Annotated in this window: 17 protein-coding genes; 7 read left to right on the top strand and 10 right to left on the bottom strand. The window is 61.4% G+C overall.

The window, feature by feature from the left end; genetic code table 11:
* The first annotated feature begins 24 nt into the window (after positions 1 to 24).
* Positions 25 to 381, top strand: a complete 357-nt coding sequence (locus ASG75_RS02155; protein WP_056385285.1) for a DUF1428 domain-containing protein — start codon at positions 25 to 27, stop codon at positions 379 to 381.
* 89 nt (positions 382 to 470) lie between these two features.
* On the opposite strand, the gene ASG75_RS02150 is transcribed toward ASG75_RS02155, so the two are convergent.
* Positions 471 to 1,790 carry a diguanylate cyclase gene (locus ASG75_RS02150; RefSeq protein WP_082547471.1) on the bottom strand — a complete coding sequence of 440 codons (1,320 nt, stop codon included), beginning with the start codon at positions 1,788 to 1,790 and terminating at the stop codon, positions 471 to 473.
* Positions 1,791 to 2,004: 214 nt separating this feature from the next.
* Here ASG75_RS02150 and ASG75_RS02145 point away from each other — a divergent pair, with 214 nt between their 5' ends.
* Positions 2,005 to 2,484: a VOC family protein gene (locus ASG75_RS02145; protein WP_056385281.1), complete on the top strand. Its 480-nt coding sequence runs from the start codon at positions 2,005 to 2,007 to the stop codon at positions 2,482 to 2,484.
* 183 nt (positions 2,485 to 2,667) lie between these two features.
* Complete coding sequence (locus ASG75_RS02140) at positions 2,668 to 3,324, top strand: glutathione S-transferase family protein (protein ID WP_056385279.1); 657 nt, start codon at positions 2,668 to 2,670, stop codon at positions 3,322 to 3,324.
* A 139-nt stretch (positions 3,325 to 3,463) separates the two neighbouring features.
* Here ASG75_RS02140 and ASG75_RS02135 read toward each other — a convergent pair whose 3' ends face one another.
* From ASG75_RS02135 to ASG75_RS02115, 5 genes are all read right to left on the bottom strand, one after another.
* Positions 3,464 to 3,871 (bottom strand): VOC family protein, encoded by a 408-nt coding sequence (locus tag ASG75_RS02135; RefSeq protein WP_056385278.1) that lies wholly within the window; start codon positions 3,869 to 3,871, stop codon positions 3,464 to 3,466.
* Positions 3,872 to 4,165: 294 nt separating this feature from the next.
* Positions 4,166 to 4,567, bottom strand: coding sequence for an NAD(+)--rifampin ADP-ribosyltransferase (arr, locus tag ASG75_RS02130; RefSeq protein WP_082547470.1), 402 nt, complete (start codon positions 4,565 to 4,567; stop codon positions 4,166 to 4,168).
* Between the two features lie 181 nt (positions 4,568 to 4,748).
* Positions 4,749 to 5,300 (bottom strand): YdeI/OmpD-associated family protein, encoded by a 552-nt coding sequence (locus ASG75_RS02125; RefSeq protein WP_056386952.1) that lies wholly within the window; start codon positions 5,298 to 5,300, stop codon positions 4,749 to 4,751.
* Positions 5,301 to 5,546: 246 nt separating this feature from the next.
* A complete protein-coding gene (locus tag ASG75_RS02120) occupies positions 5,547 to 7,073 on the bottom strand; it encodes a hypothetical protein (RefSeq protein ID WP_157616876.1) in 1,527 nt (508 codons plus the stop codon).
* Between the two features lie 701 nt (positions 7,074 to 7,774).
* Positions 7,775 to 8,257 (bottom strand): hypothetical protein, encoded by a 483-nt coding sequence (locus ASG75_RS02115; protein ID WP_056385272.1) that lies wholly within the window; start codon positions 8,255 to 8,257, stop codon positions 7,775 to 7,777.
* Positions 8,258 to 9,658: 1,401 nt separating this feature from the next.
* Between ASG75_RS02115 and ASG75_RS15845 the strand changes: the two genes are divergently transcribed.
* Together ASG75_RS15845 and ASG75_RS16160 are read left to right on the top strand one after the other, a co-directional pair.
* Positions 9,659 to 10,777, top strand: coding sequence for a DUF4062 domain-containing protein (locus tag ASG75_RS15845; RefSeq protein WP_082547469.1), 1,119 nt, complete (start codon positions 9,659 to 9,661; stop codon positions 10,775 to 10,777).
* 29 nt (positions 10,778 to 10,806) lie between these two features.
* Positions 10,807 to 11,322, top strand: coding sequence for a hypothetical protein (locus ASG75_RS16160; protein WP_157616875.1), 516 nt, complete (start codon positions 10,807 to 10,809; stop codon positions 11,320 to 11,322).
* A 166-nt stretch (positions 11,323 to 11,488) separates the two neighbouring features.
* Here the strand turns inward: ASG75_RS16160 and ASG75_RS16155 are convergent, their stop codons facing one another.
* The 4 genes from ASG75_RS16155 to hutU all read right to left on the bottom strand — a co-directional run bounded on the left by ASG75_RS16155 (position 11,489) and on the right by hutU (position 15,408).
* Positions 11,489 to 12,160: a hypothetical protein gene (locus tag ASG75_RS16155; RefSeq protein ID WP_157616874.1), complete on the bottom strand. Its 672-nt coding sequence runs from the start codon at positions 12,158 to 12,160 to the stop codon at positions 11,489 to 11,491.
* Positions 12,160 to 12,573, bottom strand: coding sequence for a hypothetical protein (locus ASG75_RS16150; RefSeq protein WP_157616873.1), 414 nt, complete (start codon positions 12,571 to 12,573; stop codon positions 12,160 to 12,162). The genes ASG75_RS16155 and ASG75_RS16150 overlap by 1 nt, the downstream gene beginning before the upstream one ends.
* 2 nt (positions 12,574 to 12,575) lie before the next feature.
* A complete protein-coding gene (locus tag ASG75_RS16145) occupies positions 12,576 to 13,607 on the bottom strand; it encodes a hypothetical protein (protein ID WP_157616872.1) in 1,032 nt (343 codons plus the stop codon).
* 130 nt (positions 13,608 to 13,737) lie between these two features.
* On the bottom strand, positions 13,738 to 15,408 hold the full coding sequence (gene hutU / locus ASG75_RS02110) for a urocanate hydratase (protein ID WP_056385270.1): 1,671 nt from the start codon (positions 15,406 to 15,408) through the stop codon (positions 13,738 to 13,740).
* Between the two features lie 211 nt (positions 15,409 to 15,619).
* Here hutU and ASG75_RS02105 point away from each other — a divergent pair, with 211 nt between their 5' ends.
* Both ASG75_RS02105 and ASG75_RS02100 read left to right on the top strand, forming a co-directional pair.
* Positions 15,620 to 16,696, top strand: coding sequence for a catalase family peroxidase (locus ASG75_RS02105; RefSeq protein WP_056385269.1), 1,077 nt, complete (start codon positions 15,620 to 15,622; stop codon positions 16,694 to 16,696).
* Positions 16,693 to 17,229, top strand: coding sequence for a cytochrome b/b6 domain-containing protein (locus ASG75_RS02100; protein WP_056385266.1), 537 nt, complete (start codon positions 16,693 to 16,695; stop codon positions 17,227 to 17,229). Before ASG75_RS02105 ends, ASG75_RS02100 begins: the two co-directional genes overlap by 4 nt.
* Positions 17,230 to 17,240: the final 11 nt, after the last annotated feature.

Raw genomic sequence — 17,240 nt, 5'->3', positions numbered from 1 at the left:
TCCCCGGCCACCCAGGAGACAGCCATGTCCTACATCGATGGTTTCGTGATCGCCGTGCCCAACGCCAAGCGCAAGCAATTCATTGCGCACGCCAACACCTTCGACGCCATTTTCATGGAGCTCGGCGCCACCCGCGTGGTGGAGTGCTGGGGCGACGACGTGCCCGACGGCAAGCTCACCGACTTCCGCCGCGCCGTGCAGGCCAAGGATGGGGAGTCCGTGGTGTTCTCGTGGATCGAATGGCCCGACAAGGCCACCCGCGATGCCGGCATGGAGAAATTCATGAAGGATCCCCGCATGGCGGCCGCCAGCGACATGCCGTTCGACGGCAAGCGCATGATCTTCGGCGGCTTCGCGCCGGTGGTCAGCCTGCCGGCGTAACCAGGAAGCGAACGGAGGTCGGCCGAACCCCGGTTTCTGCGGATCAGGCAGCGCGGGGTTTCCCGTCTGGCTTGAGACACAGCGGGTTTTCAGCGGCCTCCGTCGCGCCCGCCCGCGCTCTCCGCAGCGTCCGTCGTGCGGCGATGCTTCTTCTGCGCGTAGAGCCTGGCATCGGCCGCCTCCAGCAATGACGCGGCCTGGCCACCATCCGCCGGCGCGGTGGCGACGCCGATGGTTATCTCGGGGTACGCCGCTTCGCGGGCAGCGCCTTCGCGCACGACCTCGCTGATGCGACCCGCGATGTCCAGCGCACTGGCATGGCTCGTGTTCGGCAGCACGGCAATGAATTCATCGCCACCGTGCCGTCCCAGGTGATCGTTTTCACGCAACACGCCACGCATGATGCCGGCGACCCAGGTCAGGGCGCGATCGCCCATGCTGTGTCCGTAGTGGTCGTTGATGAACTTGAAGCGATCCAGATCCATCGCCAGCACGCTCAGGGGTTGCTGCCGAAGCCGGTGGAGATCCAGTTCGGCGTCCAGGCGGGACAGGATGCCTCGACGGTTGAGCACGCCGGTGAGCGGGTCCTTGATCGCTTCAGCCTGCAGGTGGGTCTGCGTGGCCTCCCAGTTGGCAGCCATTCGGTTGAAGCACTCGGCCAGCACCGCCAGCTCGTCCCGCCCCTCGACGTTCACGCGCACACTTGCCTGGCCTTCCTCGATGCCTCGGGCGGCATGCGTCAACGCCTGCAACGGCCGAAGCAGGGAGCGCAGGAAGATCACCACCAGCAATCCGGCCGCGGTCAGGGTGATCAGCCAGCTCCACATCAGCCAGTGCAACTGGCTCTTGCGCTGGGCGGCAGCGTTCTCATAACGCGCCTTGAGCACGCCGGACAGACTCGCGCGCGCACTTGAAATATCCCGGATGGCACGCTCCAGCTCCGCGCGCGTATTCAAGCTGGCCACTGCCCCGCTCATATGCTGGGCATGCACCTGCTCGACCAGGCGACGAACCGAGGGACGCGCCTGCACCCAGGCATTTTGCGCATCGTGCAGGACATCCTCCGGCACGTCCTTGCTGTCCATGCCGAGCTGGATGCTGGAAAAGCTGTTGTCGATATTCTGGGTCAGCGCGGCAAAATCCGGTACCGCGTCGTTCGACTCGGCCAGCAGCTCATCCACCAGCGCCTGCTGAAGGTAGTACTCCAGCGTGCCCAGCGGGAGCAGCCCGTGCACCGACTCCTCGACGGAATCGCGAAAGGCCATCTCCTGTTCGTTCAGGACCACCATGCTCACTGCACTGAGCACGGCAAGCGGCAGCAGAAGCAGCGCGATGATCGCCGTCATCCGCTGCCGCACCGAAAGTCTGCGCAACAGCGCTTCAGGTTTTTTCCCCATCACAGCCGCCATGCTCCCGTTTCACACCATGCAAGCTGCCGCACCCGACACCTTTTGCAATACATGCGCAATCGTACAGGCAACCGGAATTCACGGCGGTGAACAAAGGGGCCAGAGTGAGATGGCCAAGGTTTGACGGGCAGCTTTCCCCGTGTCGATCTGCGCGCCCGCCGTTCGTCGCAGAGAATGAAGGGCATCCTCGCCGCCCTGAATCAGGAGAACTCCCATGGTCAGCAAGAACACGATTTGCCTTTGGTATGACGGCACCGCGCTGGATGCCGCGACGTTCTACGCCAAGACGTTCCCGGATAGCGCCGTGGGCGCCGTCCATCGTGCACCGGGCGACTACCCCGCCGGCAAGCAGGGCGACGTGCTGATGGTGGAGTTCACGGTCATGGGCATCCCCTGCGTAGGCATGAATGGCGGCCCCGGGACCCCGCACACCCATGCGTTCTCGTTCCAGGTGGCCACCGACGACCAGGCCGAAACCGACCGCCTGTGGAACGCGATCATCGGCCACGGCGGCCAGGCCAGCGAGTGCGGCTGGTGCAAGGACAAGTGGGGCCTGTCGTGGCAGATCACCCCGCGCGCCCTGATGGCCGCGGTCACCGACCCGGATCCCGCCGTCGCCAAGCGCGCGTTCGAAGCGATGATGACGATGACGAAGATCGACATCGCCGCGATCGAGGCCGCCCGGCGTGGTTGACGTTTGCGACTGCCAGCCACTGTGGGGCACTCGAAAAACTCCAGCAGCCGTCATTCCCGCCTTCGCGGGAATGACGAGCAAAGAACGGAATTCGAGGTCTCGTAGCCAAGCAAGGGCCAGAGTCGCTTACTCGAAATTGGACCCTGAGTCCTGCAGCCCCCAATTTTTTCCTGGAGCCTTCCCATGATCCCCACCATCACCGCCTTTGAAAATTCGCCCGATCGCGGCCAGGGACTCGCGCGCGACATGCGCGTTCGCTGGGCGCTCGAAGAAGTAGGCCAGCCTTACGAGGTTCGCCTGGTGTCGTTCAGCGCGATGAAGGAACCCGCGCATCGGGCGCTGCATCCCTTCGGGCAGATCCCTACCTATGAGGAAGGCGACCTCGCCCTGTTCGAGTCGGGCGCCATCGTGTTCCACATCGCGGAGCGCCATGCAGGCCTGCTGCCGAAAGATACCAATGCCCGGGCGCGCGCGATCACATGGATGTTTGCCGCGCTCAACACGGTGGAGGCGCCGATCCTCGATCTCCAGACCGCCAAGTTCCTGGAGGGCGACAAGCCCTGGTCCGGGGAGCGCCTGCCGCTCGTGAAGGATCGCATCCGCAAGCGGCTGGGCGAACTTTCCCACCGCCTCGGCGATGCCGACTGGCTCGATGGCGCATTCAGCGCGGGCGACCTCATGATGGTGCACGCGCTGCTCCGGCTGAAGCCATCGGGCCTGCTGGACGAATACCCGAGCCTCGCCGCCTATGTCGCCCGCGGCGAAGCGCGACCTGCGTTCAAGCGCGCCTTCGCCGCTCAATTGGCGGTGTTCACCGGCAAGGTGCCAACTGCGGGCTGAAACCCCACGCCAATTCGCCCCGATCAGAAATCCGACTTGGCGAAACGCACGACGCCCTGGTTGTGGCCCGGCGGATCGAGCGTGCTCAGGTCGAGCTCGATCGGCGTGCCGACCCGCCGCGACGTCGTGCGACGAGCAGCTAACCGGCGGGCATGGCGGCCATGTCCATCCACAGCGGCCCCCAGATGTGTCCATCCGGATCGGTAAGGTCGCGGGCATACATGAAGTCCAGTTCCTGCACGGGATTGACGTCCGCGGTGCCGCCGTTGGCCGCAGCCGCCTCGATCATGGCATCGACGGCCTCACGGCTGTCCAGCGCGAGCGCGAGCGAGACCTCGCTTGAGGTCGGCGGCGGAATGGGGCGGTCGGTGAACGTGCGCCACTTGTCGTGCGTAAGCAACATCACATAGATCGCCTCGCTCCACACCATGCAGGCGGCGGTGTCGTCGCTGAACTGCGGGTTCTTCTGGAAACCCAGGGCCTGGTAGAAAGCCACTGACGCCGGAAGGTTGGCGACGGGCAGGTTGACGAAAATCATGCGGGGCATGGCGGCTATCCTTTTCGGGGGTTGGTGCTCATGCGACGAGCGGCCGGGCCGGAAATCGACAATTCCAGGAATGGGAAAAGAATGGTGTCAGGGACGAATGGCACTTACTTAAGCTCGTCATCCCAGCGAAAGCGGGGATCCAGCGCCTCTGGCAGTCTGAAGTCACTGGATTCCCGCTTTCGCGGGAATGACGGAAACCGGAGCTTTGCGCTTAAGTAAGTGCCATTCGTGTCAGGGACAATTTGACGACTCCAGCTGCCGCCCAAAAATTGTCCCTGACATGAACCTTTTCGCTCAGTCCTCGATGGCCTCGACGCCTTGCCGCCTGAGCTCTTCGATGCGATCGCGCATCTGCTTGAGCCGCTCGGGCGAATGCCCCTGCCAGTGCGTCACCTCGCCGACGACGCGGAAGGGATGCCTGGAGCGATAGGACCGGGTGATGTTGCCGGGGAATTTCTTGTCCGTCAGGTTGGGGTCGTCTTCGATGGGCCCGGTGGGCTCCACGATGTAGATCCGCCCTCGCCCTGCCGCCACGGCCAGCTCGGCGCCCCAGGTGGCGGCGTCCAGTGTCGCGGTCAGGTAAACGAACAACGCCTGCTTGCGCTTGCCGAAGTTGGAGGCATGACCAGGCACGATCAGGTCACCCACTTTCAGGTCGGCCTTGGTGCCGTGGTAGTACGTCTGCGTATCCGTCATTGCGTCATTCCGGTGTCCTGCCATGGCGGCAGGCCGGCGATGCTGCATCCCGCACCGGGCCTTGCCGCAAGCCCCCCTGTGCTTTATAAATTGATGGTGGGAAGCGCAAGGCGCTTCCTTTTTTATTTTTGGCCGTCCAAAAATTCGCGGCGGCTGCCAGGTGAACTTGCCCCTGTTTGCCCTACTCCGCCGCTTCGGGCGCGCCCATGCTGCCCTTGCTGTACATCCCGGAGCGATCGAAACAGCAGGCATTGCGCTTGCCGCACGCGAGCTTGTCGCAAGCAGTGGCGATGCGCTTGCCGCGCGTCTCGGCCTTCTTGCCGGAGGTGATCCAGTGAATCCAGTCGCGTCGCGCCAACGGCGTGATGTCGGCCCATGTCGCCTTGGCGTCCGCGTTGGACGCCAGTGCCTTGCGCAGATCGGCGGGCACCTTGGGTTCGGGCTCCTTTCCCACCGGCGCGATCTCCAGCGCGACGCTATCGCCCACGGCGACGCCGGCGGCCTCGCGCAAGGCCTTGTCGATCTTGAGCCAGTGACTGCCCTGGCCGTCCGGCTCCAGCGTGGCCTGGAAAGGCTGGTCTTCAAAGCTGCCCTCGACGGTGACCATGCTCCGCGTCGGCAGCTTCGCGCTCGCGACCACGGGCAGCACTACGAAGGTCCACGCCGCGCCCTTGGGCGTCGCGGGGCGCGACAGCTTCGCCTTGAACTTGATCACCGCGATGGGTTTGGCCATGGCGGAACGGTAGCACCGGTCGTCGTGATCCGTGTTCGCGAGCAAAGGGGGCGTGGCAAATTAAATTTCGTCAGTCACCTGCCGGCTCGGTCAAGTCGCCCGACTTTAATTGGCCGCGCCCCCTTTATTTCGGCAATCCCTAGCACGTTATGGAATTGTCCCTGACACCTTTTCACGGAGGCTGGGAGCAGAGTCGACTCCTCAAGGACAAAAAAGTGTCTCCGCCGCCTGTTTTTTGTCAGGCGCTCAATAGGCCGGCGCGATGATGTCGAAACGCTCGACCCGACCGACCTTCGCCAGAGTGGCCTGGACGTCGGGACGTGAGGTCACGGCGTTCCAGCGCTGGTCCATCGTCTTCATGGTCGGTGTCTGTTCGCTGTGGGCATAGTGCTGCATCTCGACCAATGCACCGCTACGCCAGTCTGGGGCCTGCAAGCGCTGGATCAGTAGCGCTGCAGCTGCATCGAGATCGCCGTGCTTCAGCAGGGCGCGCTGCCATGTGGCGATGTCATCGGTACGGTGTTCCTGCAGATAAGCCATGTGCCTGGCAATGGAGCCGGCGTCGTTCTTCTCGATGGCGATCTGCAACCTGACGTATTCCAGCTGCATGTGGCCGTTCGGCGACATCTCCCCCGGCTCGACGATGGCGGCAGCAGCCTTGTCGGGCTGGTCCAGATCGGTAAACAAGCCTGCGAGGTTGATCGACTGGCTGACGTTCAAACCGCCATTCTCGGGACGTCTCGCGGCACGCGTCATTTCCCGCACGGCATCGTCCCAGCGGCCCTCGTGCGCGAGCGCGAGCGAACGCTGGTTCAATACCCAGTTGTAGGCTTCGCTGAAGTCGGTATAGGTCTTTTCGCCGTCGCCGCGTTCGGCATGTGCCACGGCTGCGTCACTGATCGAAAGGACCTCGGCATTCCGTCCCTTCTCGATCAGCAGATCCTGCAGACGCTGCACGGACCTGAGCTGGTCGGGATGAGCCTTGACCTGCGCCCGCGCCGTCTGGATCTGCGCTTCGAGCAGGTGGTCAACATCAAAAGCCTGCGGCTGGCCACGGGTAATCGGGTCGAAGCGCTTGTCGATGCGCATGCTCAAGGCCACGTGGGCGTTGCGGATGCGCTGGGCGACCGTGGCGGCGTGCTTGCCTTCGTTGTGCTCGATCTGCAGCAGTGCCAAGTCGCGCCAAAGGATATCGTAGTCGCTGTATCCGGCCTGCCAGTTCGCATCGAACAGTGCTTTGAGCATGGCGCGGTCGACATCGTCTTCATGCGCGACGCGCAGCGCAAAGTGGATCTGTGCTATGCCCTGCGGGCGCACGTTATCCAGCTGGTCCGGCCATTGCTTTGCGATGGCCTCCACGCAACGCCCGGCATCAGGGTTGTCGCTGGTATACAACGCGGCGAACAGCCGGACCGTCCATGCGGCGCCGGTGGCCTGGTCGAAGCCGGTGGCCCTGATCGCAAGCCGATGCGCCTTGGCGTACTGCTTGTCCTGGAGCGCGATGACAGCCGCCACGTACAACGTCTGAAAGCGCAGCTCGGCCGGCAACTGGTCGAAGCTCGGGGCGGCGATGACCTTATCCAGCTCGGGCGCGGCCTTTTTGTTGTCGCCGTTGCCCACATCGGAGAAGGCCTGCTTGAGTTGAAGCGTCGCCTCGCTGACCTCGGCGGACGGTTGCGCGCGCCCCACCCCGGCCGGCGCGATCGACGCGCCCGCCATTCCAGCACCCAGCAGCAACCCCAACGCCACAGCAATCGTGATCGTCCTGTTCATTTTGTCTCCCCTGTAGTGTCGGACGCGGTGCTTACGCCACGCGTTTACCTCCGATGCTATAGCGTCCATGCGATAGGTAGCAAAAGCCACCCTGGGTCAGTTTGAAAGGGGGTGAACAAAGGGGCCGGGAACCCGGAAGAATGGTGTCGAAGAATGGTGCCAGGGACAATTTGACGACTCCCGTTGGCGCCCCGAAATTGTCCCTGACACCTTTTCGTGCATGGGGAGAAGGCCCGGCAGGTCGAGCAAGAACCCCGGCGGTTCGGGCAAATAGCTCGGCGGGCCGAGTTCAGGTGCCCGACGGGTCGGGAAAAAAGCTCGAACGGCCGAGCAAATAGCTCGGCGGCCCGGGAAAAAGGCTCGGCGGGTCGAGCAAATAGCCCGGCGTGCCGGGTTCGGGTACTCGGCGCGCCGGGCAAAAAGCTCGGGAGCCCGAGTAAATAGCTCGGCGGGTGGAGAAAAAAGCCCGGGCGGCCGAGCAAATAGCTCCGCGGGCCGGGAAAAAAGCCCGGACGGTCGAGCAAAAAGCCCGGCGGGCCGGGCGAGTGGGCTGGGCGGCGGGGCGGGAAGACTGGCCGGCGTGCCGATCCGGCGCTCGCGGGCGGTGGGTGGCGCGGCGCGGGCACAAAAAGGCCCGGTGCGTGAGGCGGCTCGCCTCAGGCACCGGGCCGCGTGGTCACCCTGTTACGTGTGGAGCTGGATCATCCGAGCGTGGCGGGCGCCGGCTCGGGCGTGGCGTGTGCCGCACGGCGGGCGAAGCGGGCGCCGAGGTCGCGGCGCAGGTCTTCCAGGCCCTGGTTCTGGCCGCTGACCCGCAGCAGGCCGTAACCCTCCAGCGCGAAGCTCATCAGGTCGCTGCCCAGCGCGGTCGAGGTATCCTCGGCGCGTTCGCTGAGCCGGGTCAGGCGCAGCAGGAAGCTGCCGATCTGGTCGAACGCGACCAGATCCGCCGCCGCCTCGGCCACGTCGAGGCTGGGCGGCACCACCTGCGGGTTCTGCTGCAGCAGCTTCAGCGTCTGCCGGCAGAACACTTCCGACTTGTCGCCCATCTTGGTCAGCGACCGGCGCTGCGCCGGCTGCAGGGCAATCAGCCCGCCGAGGTTCTGTTCCAGCGTGGCCAGCGCGCCTTCGACGGCGGTGAGTTGCTCGGCCGTCAAGGCCAGCGAAATCAGGTTCTGTGACATCACGATCTCCGTATCGGTTGGTTAGGCCGCCTGCGTTCCGCGCAAGCTCCGTTGCGTGGACAGGCGGCCGATAGCGCCCGCGACACCCTGCGGCGCATTGCCGGGAGTGGGGGCGCCGGAACGATGCCAGAGGTGGTAGCCGGTGGCTGTCGGTGTGAGGAAGGTTGTGGTGTAGAGGTTGGCTGACGTGGAGCCGCACGACGAAATCGGGTCAGAATGCTTCAACCTCAAAGTAGTGCACTCTGACCTTGTATTCGGAAATCTATCGAGATACCAAATCGACCCACTGACCCGCCTCATCGACAACGCTTAGCGCCCAGCTATTGATTACACCGCCACTCGGCGTCGCCAATTGACCCCTCTCCCAAGAGTCAACGGAAACGAGGTGCTTGTAGTGCTGTGGGTCCATATCAGGCCATTGAACTGCGATGCACGCGCCCAGGTCTGAGTCAAAAACCAATTGCCCCATTTGGTGATCGCTATATTCTTCGGGCGGGCTTGCTCCTTGGATGCGGAGCCGGACAGTATCGGGTGATATTCCGAGATGGAGCACTCTCTTCCTATTGTGCGCGGGAAACCTTGCCAAGGTGAAAGCATCAGACCCCATGAGATTTAGCCAGCAGCAATATGCTTCGTCACTGACGAGGTAAACCGCGAGCTGGAACTGACCACCCGACTTTTGAAAGAAGAATTGGCCGGGTTTGAGCGTGGAAAGCTCGACGACCTTCGTTGAGGCGATATGTATGGGTAGCATGTAGCACTTCTCCGATTGATTCCCAATTTACCCGTACGCTATCGCGCAGCGTTACTTGCCGAATGATTCTTTCCACAACCTAAGCACTTCCGATAGATGCCCCAGCGGCCCTCACGCTCTGCACCAAGCATGCACGTGCACACGAAACATGCCGACGCCCTGCCCTGCATCCAGCGCCACATGCGGTAGCCCTGGACTGCTGCGACTGCACCCATGAGCAGCAGCCCCGCACCCCAAACAAGGAACGGAAGACCTGACCCAAAAGCTTGCCCGAACATCGGCAGCGAGCCTAACCTCGCGAAGAGCCAGGCAATCAAGCCCGCAACGGCGAGAACGGCCAGGCACGGCGAGAAAAGCCTAATGCACATTCGATCGACGTAGGACACGTTAGCTCCTTGTGGTGGCGATTGAGCCAATCATCCAGACGGGGAGTCTCACGGACTGAGATAGCGCATGGGGCAGAGTGGACACTCAAAGCTTTGACACCAAGAAAATGTACTCACCCCTTGTTTTGCCCGCGCCGGACAGAAGATCCCCACGCCCGACGGGCGCCCTTTACCACTGGACGTGGAATGGCAGGGCTATGAACATATACTCAGACGATATTGAAAGATGAGCATCAAGCCTCAGGTCATGCCGGATATGAAATGAAGATATTTATAAGCTCAGTAATTTCAGGATATGAAGCCGAACGAGCGGCCGCCGAAAAAGCAATCAGGTTGCTTGGCCACGAGCCGGTGCTGGCGGAAAACTTCCCGGCCAGCCCGCTGACGCCCCAGGCGGCTTGCTTGGGCGCACTGCGAACTGCAGACCTTGTCGTCTTGATAGTGGGCAGCCGTTACGGCTACCCGCAGGCAGCTGGGTTGTCGGCAACGCACGAAGAATATCGGGCAGCGCGAGGGACAAAGAATACCGTCGTGCTGATCCAGCAAGGCGTGGACCGTGAGCCGCTCCAAGCAGCCTTTCTCGAAGAGGTGCAAGCGTGGGAAGCCGGCCACATGACGAAAAATTTCACGTCGCCAGCGGAACTGCAGGAGGTTCTCATAGGAGCTCTACATCAATGGGACATGGCCAATGCCGTGGCACCATTGGACCCTACGGAACTTCTCGCACGTGCTCTAGGCAATCTTTCGCAAGCGGGCTCCAATCGTAGCAGTGCGATTTTGGAAGTTTCCGTGGCCGGAGGGCCAGCCCAATCACTCCTGCGTCCATCGGAGATGGAAGATACGGAGCTTCACAGGTCGTGGCGCTTAGGCGCACTAGATGGCCCGCAAGCACTCTTCGATCCGGCGGTGGGAACAGCGGCCGTAATGGATGGCGACACGCTTCGAATCATCCATGGCGATCGCTACGGAAGTAGCGAGTGGGTGTCGCTCACCGGTTTCGGTGATGTCGTAGTGTCGCAAAAACTGGAACGGCCTAATCGCCGCAGCATGATCATTGCGCTCGTCGAAGAAGATGTAACCGCTGCAGTAGTCAGAGCGCTGAAATTCGCGGCTTGGACACTTGAAAAGATCGACCCGTCGTCATGCCTGACACATATCGCTATCGCGGCACAAATCGTAGGCGGGGACTATCTCGGCTGGCGCACGCGGGCGGAAGATGATGCCAATCCAACAAGTGGAAACATGGGAATGGGCTCCAACAGCACCACCACTCATGTCCATCTCAGCCCTGCGCATCGGGTTAGGGCAGCACTTCGCACGGACCTATCGCGGATCTCCGAGGATTTGACCGTTTTGCTTCGCCGGCAGCGGGGGCAGTAGAAGGCTCTCGTTGCTTGACCATCCTCTAGATGCCGGAGAAATTCGTGATAAAAATTCCCGCACAAGCATTTGGTGAGCTGCGTCCCAAGGATCTCCCACTAGGAAGTATTCTGCAGTTCCGGGAAAGCTGGTCAATGCTCGTTGGATATGAAGAGGGTCAACAAGACCTGCTCATGCTCACGGGCGAACGCGCAGGGCAGCTAATCAAACTACCTAATGGCATGCGCAAATGTCCCTCTATCATCGCGCCGTTTACCTGGTTTCCATCCATCGACGAAGGAACTACACCCGTCCTCGTCGATCATCGCAGCACCACGCTAGCACTCACTGAAGGTGGGCTCGTAATCATTGGATGCGATCTAGAAGGTTATGATCCCGACTATCGTGCTTTCCGGATGGATGGATTGTGTGACCGAGAACATGACGCCCAAGGATCTGGACGTCGATTTGTTCAATGGACCGCGGAGCTCGCGCACAAAGATCGGCCTTTCAGTTCTCTTGGCCAACTGTTTAGGATCGAGGGACCCAAAGTTGCAAACATATGATCTGCATGCTTCCCAACCTAGTCCGCGAGCCAATGAACCTCGCGATCATGCACGTTTTGCTGTGACGAACCTTTCCCAACGGTCAGCCGAGGCAGTCGGCTTTCGTCGTCAGAAACGGGATCGGGTTGAGGTGGCTTCTTTGTGTTGATCATCTTCAGGCTCTAAGTCACCCAGCCTTGGCCTGTATTTTGGCGGCGGCCAACGCATGGCGGGACAACTTAACAGACTCATCAGGCGCATGAAAAAGCGGAACAGCGAAGTGCTTAATGTGCAAAGGCAGACCACTCGAATGGCACGTTTCCTGCGAAGTGAACATTAAATCGACCTGCGCACTTGCAGCTGATGCAGGACGGTCTACCGTCAGTGCAGCTTTCCATTCTTCAAGCAAGCCATCAGCTGTACCCTTGTAGCAATACAACAACATTCCACCACGGTTATGCTCTCGCAGGCCTGTGGAATAACGATTTGTCAGCTGTAAATAGCCACCCCACACCACTGCGACACCCTTAAATATTTTCGCTTCCCCAATCCAAATATAATCGGCATGGCTAATGACAACGTCACAATTTCCATTGACCGTAGCACTCTTAGCCTGCAACCCCATACCACTCAAGGAAATCGTTACAAATTCGGTCAACGCATCTTCACTAAGCCCCGCCAACCGGTTCCTTCTCGTAGCCATATTTCCGATGGTGAATCTAATGGCTCCTTCTACTTGCTCCGCCCACTCTTGGTAAGGCACTTTGTGAAACTTCCACATAAATGTGCTAAACCGCATTTGATCGGCGACTGAACCAGCATTAGCGAATCTCTGAATATCTGCCAAAGTAACGTCCATTACGACACAAGATCCTTAGATGGTGAGAAATAAGGAACAAGCGCCTCTGAAAAACCTTCAACCTCGCGACCAGTTTGCGGGTCCACCAATACACCCGACATCATTGCCGAGCGCACATCTTCATCACCAATCTGGACTCCCGGAGAATCGGGATCAGAAGGATCAAAGTACATAAAGTGCATTTCAAGGAGCCTTGCATCTTCCCGTCCAACAAGGAGTTGGACACACATATTAAGTACGTCGTCTGTTGGTGACTTTTTAGTCCACCTTGAAAACGTTTGGTAGGTCCATAAGCCAAGGCGTTTGCTAACTATTCTTGAAGCAACTTCATCAATGATGGTGGCACAGACATCTCTTGCATCCTTATCGGCAAGTTCTCGAGTAACGTCTCGAATGTGCTCGATTGAGGTCATAACTAAACGTGAGCCAAAATCTTATCAAGTACAAAATTTAGATCGTCTGTATCGTAGCAATTGCGAACTATTGCATGATCCAGCGTGGCATTGGCTGCGTGAAGGAAGGAGGCTTGACCAGGCAGAAGCAACTCTGGATCAGTTACTTCGTCATCGAGATCCTTCCGCTTTCTTTTCCAGCGCATAGCCAGTTTAAAAAAGGATAAATCATCACCAGCCGCCGCCGCACCAGCTTTGTCGTAGATATCATCTCGGAGGCATTTAGTCCCAGAACGACCCTTGTGGTGCTTCACAGAATCCTCATTGTTCGTGAAACCATAGTCAACAGCACGTCCACCTGGGGCGTTGTAAATACCATCTATTGCCTTCCACAGATTTAGTGGATTCGGAATTCTATGCAGTTGCTTTTGCAACTCTCCTTTAAGCGCCTCTTGTGAAATGGTAGAAAATCCCTTAGGGGCCGTCAGCGGAAAATCAGTACAAACACAAGCTACACCCATAGATTTCGGCAGCCAAATCGCCTCATACGTTTGGACCAAAGTTTGACGGATACCAAATAATTTTTCGTATTCGGAAGCTCCCGACTTCAGTTGCGACTTGGGAACATCAACACGCTCTAAGTATGCCCGCGCACCTGTGTAGATGGCCGCCATTCCGTTTTGAAATACTTCGTAGCCAACCGAATTAAGTGTACCCAGAGCATTCTTAAGTATCTGATTGCCTGCTATGCCGGGAAATGCGTCGGTCAATGCATTTGACTTAGCGCGCTTAGACTGCATCCAGCTTTCTAAGGCTGCACGCTCGGATGATTTAATTTTAAAGACCCTTACGTATTTCTCGCCAGCCACCAAATGTTCAACCAATGACGACCTGAGGCGGAGCTCTCTAGCTGGATCATTTTTTTCTCCGAGGGCACCTATTATTGTTTTTTCGTACCCTTGCTTTATGTCAAAGCCAGCGCGCAGCAACAATGGGCGACCAACCGCCAACCATGGTGCACGAGCCTCTACTCCGCGAAGTAATTTCTTAAGCATGCTCCCACCTGTTTAAGCACAAATATTCCATATGTTATGGGAGTAGACACCTTAGCGGACGTAAGCACAATGTTGACGGGAGTGTGAACCTGCTCTCGTAAACTCGTATCAGAAATGGTGCACATGAGCATCAAATCATCGGCAACTTCAACCCCTGCTCCCTCGCACACTCCACCGCAATCTCATACCCCGCATCCGCATGCCGCATGACGCCAGTCCCCGGATCATTCCACAGCACCCGCGCGATCCGCTTGTCCGCCTCGGTCGTGCCGTCGCAGACGATCACGATGCCGCTGTGCTGCGAATACCCCATCCCCACCCCACCCCCATGATGCAACGAAACCCACGTCGCGCCACCGGCCACATTCAACATCGCATTGAGCAGCGGCCAGTCGGACACCGCATCGCTACCATCCTTCATCGCTTCGGTTTCGCGGTTCGGTGAAGCAACGCTGCCGGAGTCGAGGTGATCGCGCCCGATCACCACCGGCGCCTTCAACTCCCCATTGCGCACCATCTCGTTGAACGCCAGCCCCAGCTTGTCGCGCAACCCCAGCCCCACCCAACAGATCCGCGCCGGCAAACCCTGGAAGCTGATGCGCTCCTTGGCCATGTCGAGCCAGTGGTGCAGGTGGGCGTCGTCGGGGATCAGCTCCTTCACTTTCTGGTCGGTCTTGTAGATGTCTTCCGGGTCGCCGGACAGTGCGACCCAGCGGAACGGGCCGATGCCGCGGCAGAACAGCGGGCGCACGTAGGCGGGCACGAAGCCGGGGAACGCGAACGCGTTTTCGCAGCCGACGTCCTGCGCCATCTGGCGGATGTTGTTGCCGTAGTCGAAGGTGGGGATGCCTTGCGCGTGGAACGCGAGCATCGCTTCCACGTGGGTTTTCATCGACAGCTTGGCGGCGCGCGCGGTGCCGACCGGGTCGGCCTTGCGGCGCTCGAACCACTGTTCCAGCGTCCAGCCCTGCGGCAGGTAGCCGTTGACCGGATCGTGCGCGCTGGTCTGGTCGGTGACGGCGTCGGGGCGCACGCCGCGGCGCACGAGTTCCGGCAGCACGTCGGCGGCGTTGCCGAGCAGCGCGATGGATTTCGCTTCGCCGGCTTTCGTGTATTTCTCGATGCGCGCCAGCGCGTCGTCGAGGTTGCTGGCCTGCTCGTCGACGTAGCGGGTCTTCAGGCGGAAGTCGATGCGGCTCTGCTGGCATTCGATGTTGAGGCTGCACATGCCGGCCAGCGAGGCGGCCAGCGGCTGCGCGGCGCCCATGCCGCCGAGGCCGGCGGTGAGCAGCCACTTGCCTTTGAGGTTGCCGCCGTAGTGCTGGCGGCCCATCTCGACGAAGGTTTCGTAGGTGCCCTGGATGATGCCCTGCGAGCCGATGTAGATCCACGAGCCGGCGGTCATCTGGCCGTACATCATCAGGCCCTTCTTATCAAGCTCGTTGAAGTGCTCCCAGGTGGCCCAGTGCGGCACCAGGTTGGAGTTCGCAATCAGCACGCGCGGCGCGTCGACATGCGTGCGGAACACGCCGACCGGCTTGCCGGACTGCACCAGCAGGGTCTCGTCGTCGTTCAGTTCGCGCAGCGCAAGCAGGATCGCGTCGAAGCACTCCCAGTTGCGCGCCGCCCGCCCGATGCCGCCGTACACCACCAGCTCGGCCGGGTTCTCCGCCACGTCCGGATCGAGGTTGTTCTGCAGCATGCGGAACGGCGCCTCGCTGAGCCAGCTCTTGCAGGAAAGCTCGCTGCCGCGCGGCGCGCGGATGGTGCGGGTGGTGTCGATGCGGGTGGGTGCGGTCATCACGAAGGGCTCCGGTGAGTCAGACCGCCGAGTATAGGTCAGCCGGCACCGCACTCGAATGCGGGCGCACGGAGCCACACCCAGGCATCGAACCAAACCGGCACGCCACATGTAACGAAGTGCCGCCGCGCAGCGAAGACCTGACTGGCAAGGCACGAAACCTGGTGCCGTGGACCCCATCACACGTGGCCCGAGCGGCCAGGAGTCGAGCATGTACGATCCCGTTCCACCGGATTCACCCGCACGCCGGATCGGCGCGTGGGCGCTGATCGCCGCCGCGGTCGGTGTTGCCGCGGTTGCCTTCGGCTATGTCGGCGGCTGGCTGGCGCCGCAGCGGCTCACCCCGGACAAGTTGATCGACCAGTTCCAGGACAACGCCGGTACGTTCGCCGGCTACCGCCGCAATCACGCGAAAGGCGTCTGCGTGACGGGTTATTTCGACAGCAACGGCCGGGCCCAGGCGTACTCCACGGCGCAGGTGTTCGCGCCCGGGCGCACGCCGGTGGTCGGCCGCTTCGCGATCCCCGGCAGCAACCCGTACGCGCCGGACTCCAGCGTGCCGATCCGCAGCATGGCGTTGCGCTTCGCACTGGCGAACGGACAGCAGTGGCGCACCGGCATGAACAGCATGCCGGTGTTCCCGGTCGCGACGCCGCAGGCGTTCTTCGCGCAACTGCAAGCGCAGCGGCCGGACCCGGCCACCGGCAAGCCGGACCCGACGAAGCTGGCCGCGTTCTTCGCCGCGCATCCGGAAACGGCCGCGTTCCGCGCTTGGGCGAAGACGGCGAAACCGTCCGCCAGCTTCGCGACCGAAAGCTACTGGAGCCTCAACGCGTTCGTGTTCGTCGACGCGAGCGGCAAGCGTCAGCCGGTGCGCTGGCGCATGACGCCGGAAGCGACTGACGGCGATGCCGGCAGCACCGGCGGCGCGGACTATCTGGCGGCGGATCTGGCCGAACGCCTGACGCAGGGACCGCTGCGCTGGCACTTGCAGGTGACGCTCGCGAACCCGGGCGACCCGACGAACGACGCGACGAAGACATGGCCGGACGACCGCCGCACGATCGACGCCGGCACGCTGGTGCTGGAACGTACCGAACCGCAGGACAGCGGCCCCTGCCGCGACATCAACTACGACCCGCTGATATTGCCGGCTGGCATCGCCGCGTCCGACGACCCGCTGCTGCCCGCGCGCTCGGCCGCGTATGCGGACTCGTACCTGCGCCGCACCAGCGAGGAAGCCCACCTGCCCGGCAGCGCCGCGCCTTCGGCGGAGACGAAACGATGAAGGCCGCCACGAACACGTTCACGCTCGCCGCGCGCGTGCTGCACTGGCTGATGGCCGCCATGATCCTGGCGATGCTGTTCATCGGCGTCGGCATGGTCGCGTCCGTCTCCGCACGACACGAATGGCTGCTCGCGATCCACAAGCCGCTCGGCATCGCGATCCTGATTCTGGCGGTGGTACGGCTGGCGGTGCGCCTGCGCCATCCGCCACCGCCGTTGCCGGCGGACCTGCCCGTGCTGCAGAAACTGGCGGCACTGGCGTCGCACTGGCTGCTGTATTTCCTGATGCTGGCGATGCCGTTGATCGGCTGGGCGATGCTGTCGGCCGGCGGCTATCCGGTGATGCTCGGCGCGTCGCTGCGACTGCCGCCGATCTTCCCGACCAGCCCGGTCGCGTTCGCGGTGCTGCGCCACCTGCATACCGGGTTCGCGATGCTGCTGTTCCTGACGTTCCTGGCGCACATGGGCGCGGCGCTGTACCACGGCCTGATCCGCCGCGACGGCGTGTTGTCGAGCATGACCGGGCGGCGTTGATCCGGCACTGG

It is taken from the genome of Rhodanobacter sp. Soil772, assembly GCF_001428385.1.
Lineage (GTDB): Bacteria > Pseudomonadota > Gammaproteobacteria > Xanthomonadales > Rhodanobacteraceae > Rhodanobacter.
The sequence above is the reverse complement of the archived record's forward strand: the minus strand, read 5'-3'. Positions and strand labels throughout refer to the sequence as shown.

Coding starts and splice junctions, on each gene's coding strand:
- ASG75_RS02155 (WP_056385285.1), top strand. CDS start 25: ATGTCCTACATCGATGGTTTCGTGATCGCCGTGCCCAACGCCAAGCGC.
- ASG75_RS02150 (WP_082547471.1), bottom strand. CDS start 1,790: ATGGCGGCTGTGATGGGGAAAAAACCTGAAGCGCTGTTGCGCAGACTT.
- ASG75_RS02145 (WP_056385281.1), top strand. CDS start 2,005: ATGGTCAGCAAGAACACGATTTGCCTTTGGTATGACGGCACCGCGCTG.
- ASG75_RS02140 (WP_056385279.1), top strand. CDS start 2,668: ATGATCCCCACCATCACCGCCTTTGAAAATTCGCCCGATCGCGGCCAG.
- ASG75_RS02135 (WP_056385278.1), bottom strand. CDS start 3,871: ATGCCCCGCATGATTTTCGTCAACCTGCCCGTCGCCAACCTTCCGGCG.
- arr (WP_082547470.1), bottom strand. CDS start 4,567: ATGACGGATACGCAGACGTACTACCACGGCACCAAGGCCGACCTGAAA.
- ASG75_RS02125 (WP_056386952.1), bottom strand. CDS start 5,300: ATGGCCAAACCCATCGCGGTGATCAAGTTCAAGGCGAAGCTGTCGCGC.
- ASG75_RS02120 (WP_157616876.1), bottom strand. CDS start 7,073: ATGAACAGGACGATCACGATTGCTGTGGCGTTGGGGTTGCTGCTGGGT.
- ASG75_RS02115 (WP_056385272.1), bottom strand. CDS start 8,257: ATGTCACAGAACCTGATTTCGCTGGCCTTGACGGCCGAGCAACTCACC.
- ASG75_RS15845 (WP_082547469.1), top strand. CDS start 9,659: ATGAAGATATTTATAAGCTCAGTAATTTCAGGATATGAAGCCGAACGA.
- ASG75_RS16160 (WP_157616875.1), top strand. CDS start 10,807: ATGCCGGAGAAATTCGTGATAAAAATTCCCGCACAAGCATTTGGTGAG.
- ASG75_RS16155 (WP_157616874.1), bottom strand. CDS start 12,160: ATGGACGTTACTTTGGCAGATATTCAGAGATTCGCTAATGCTGGTTCA.
- ASG75_RS16150 (WP_157616873.1), bottom strand. CDS start 12,573: ATGACCTCAATCGAGCACATTCGAGACGTTACTCGAGAACTTGCCGAT.
- ASG75_RS16145 (WP_157616872.1), bottom strand. CDS start 13,607: ATGCTTAAGAAATTACTTCGCGGAGTAGAGGCTCGTGCACCATGGTTG.
- hutU (WP_056385270.1), bottom strand. CDS start 15,408: ATGACCGCACCCACCCGCATCGACACCACCCGCACCATCCGCGCGCCG.
- ASG75_RS02105 (WP_056385269.1), top strand. CDS start 15,620: ATGTACGATCCCGTTCCACCGGATTCACCCGCACGCCGGATCGGCGCG.
- ASG75_RS02100 (WP_056385266.1), top strand. CDS start 16,693: ATGAAGGCCGCCACGAACACGTTCACGCTCGCCGCGCGCGTGCTGCAC.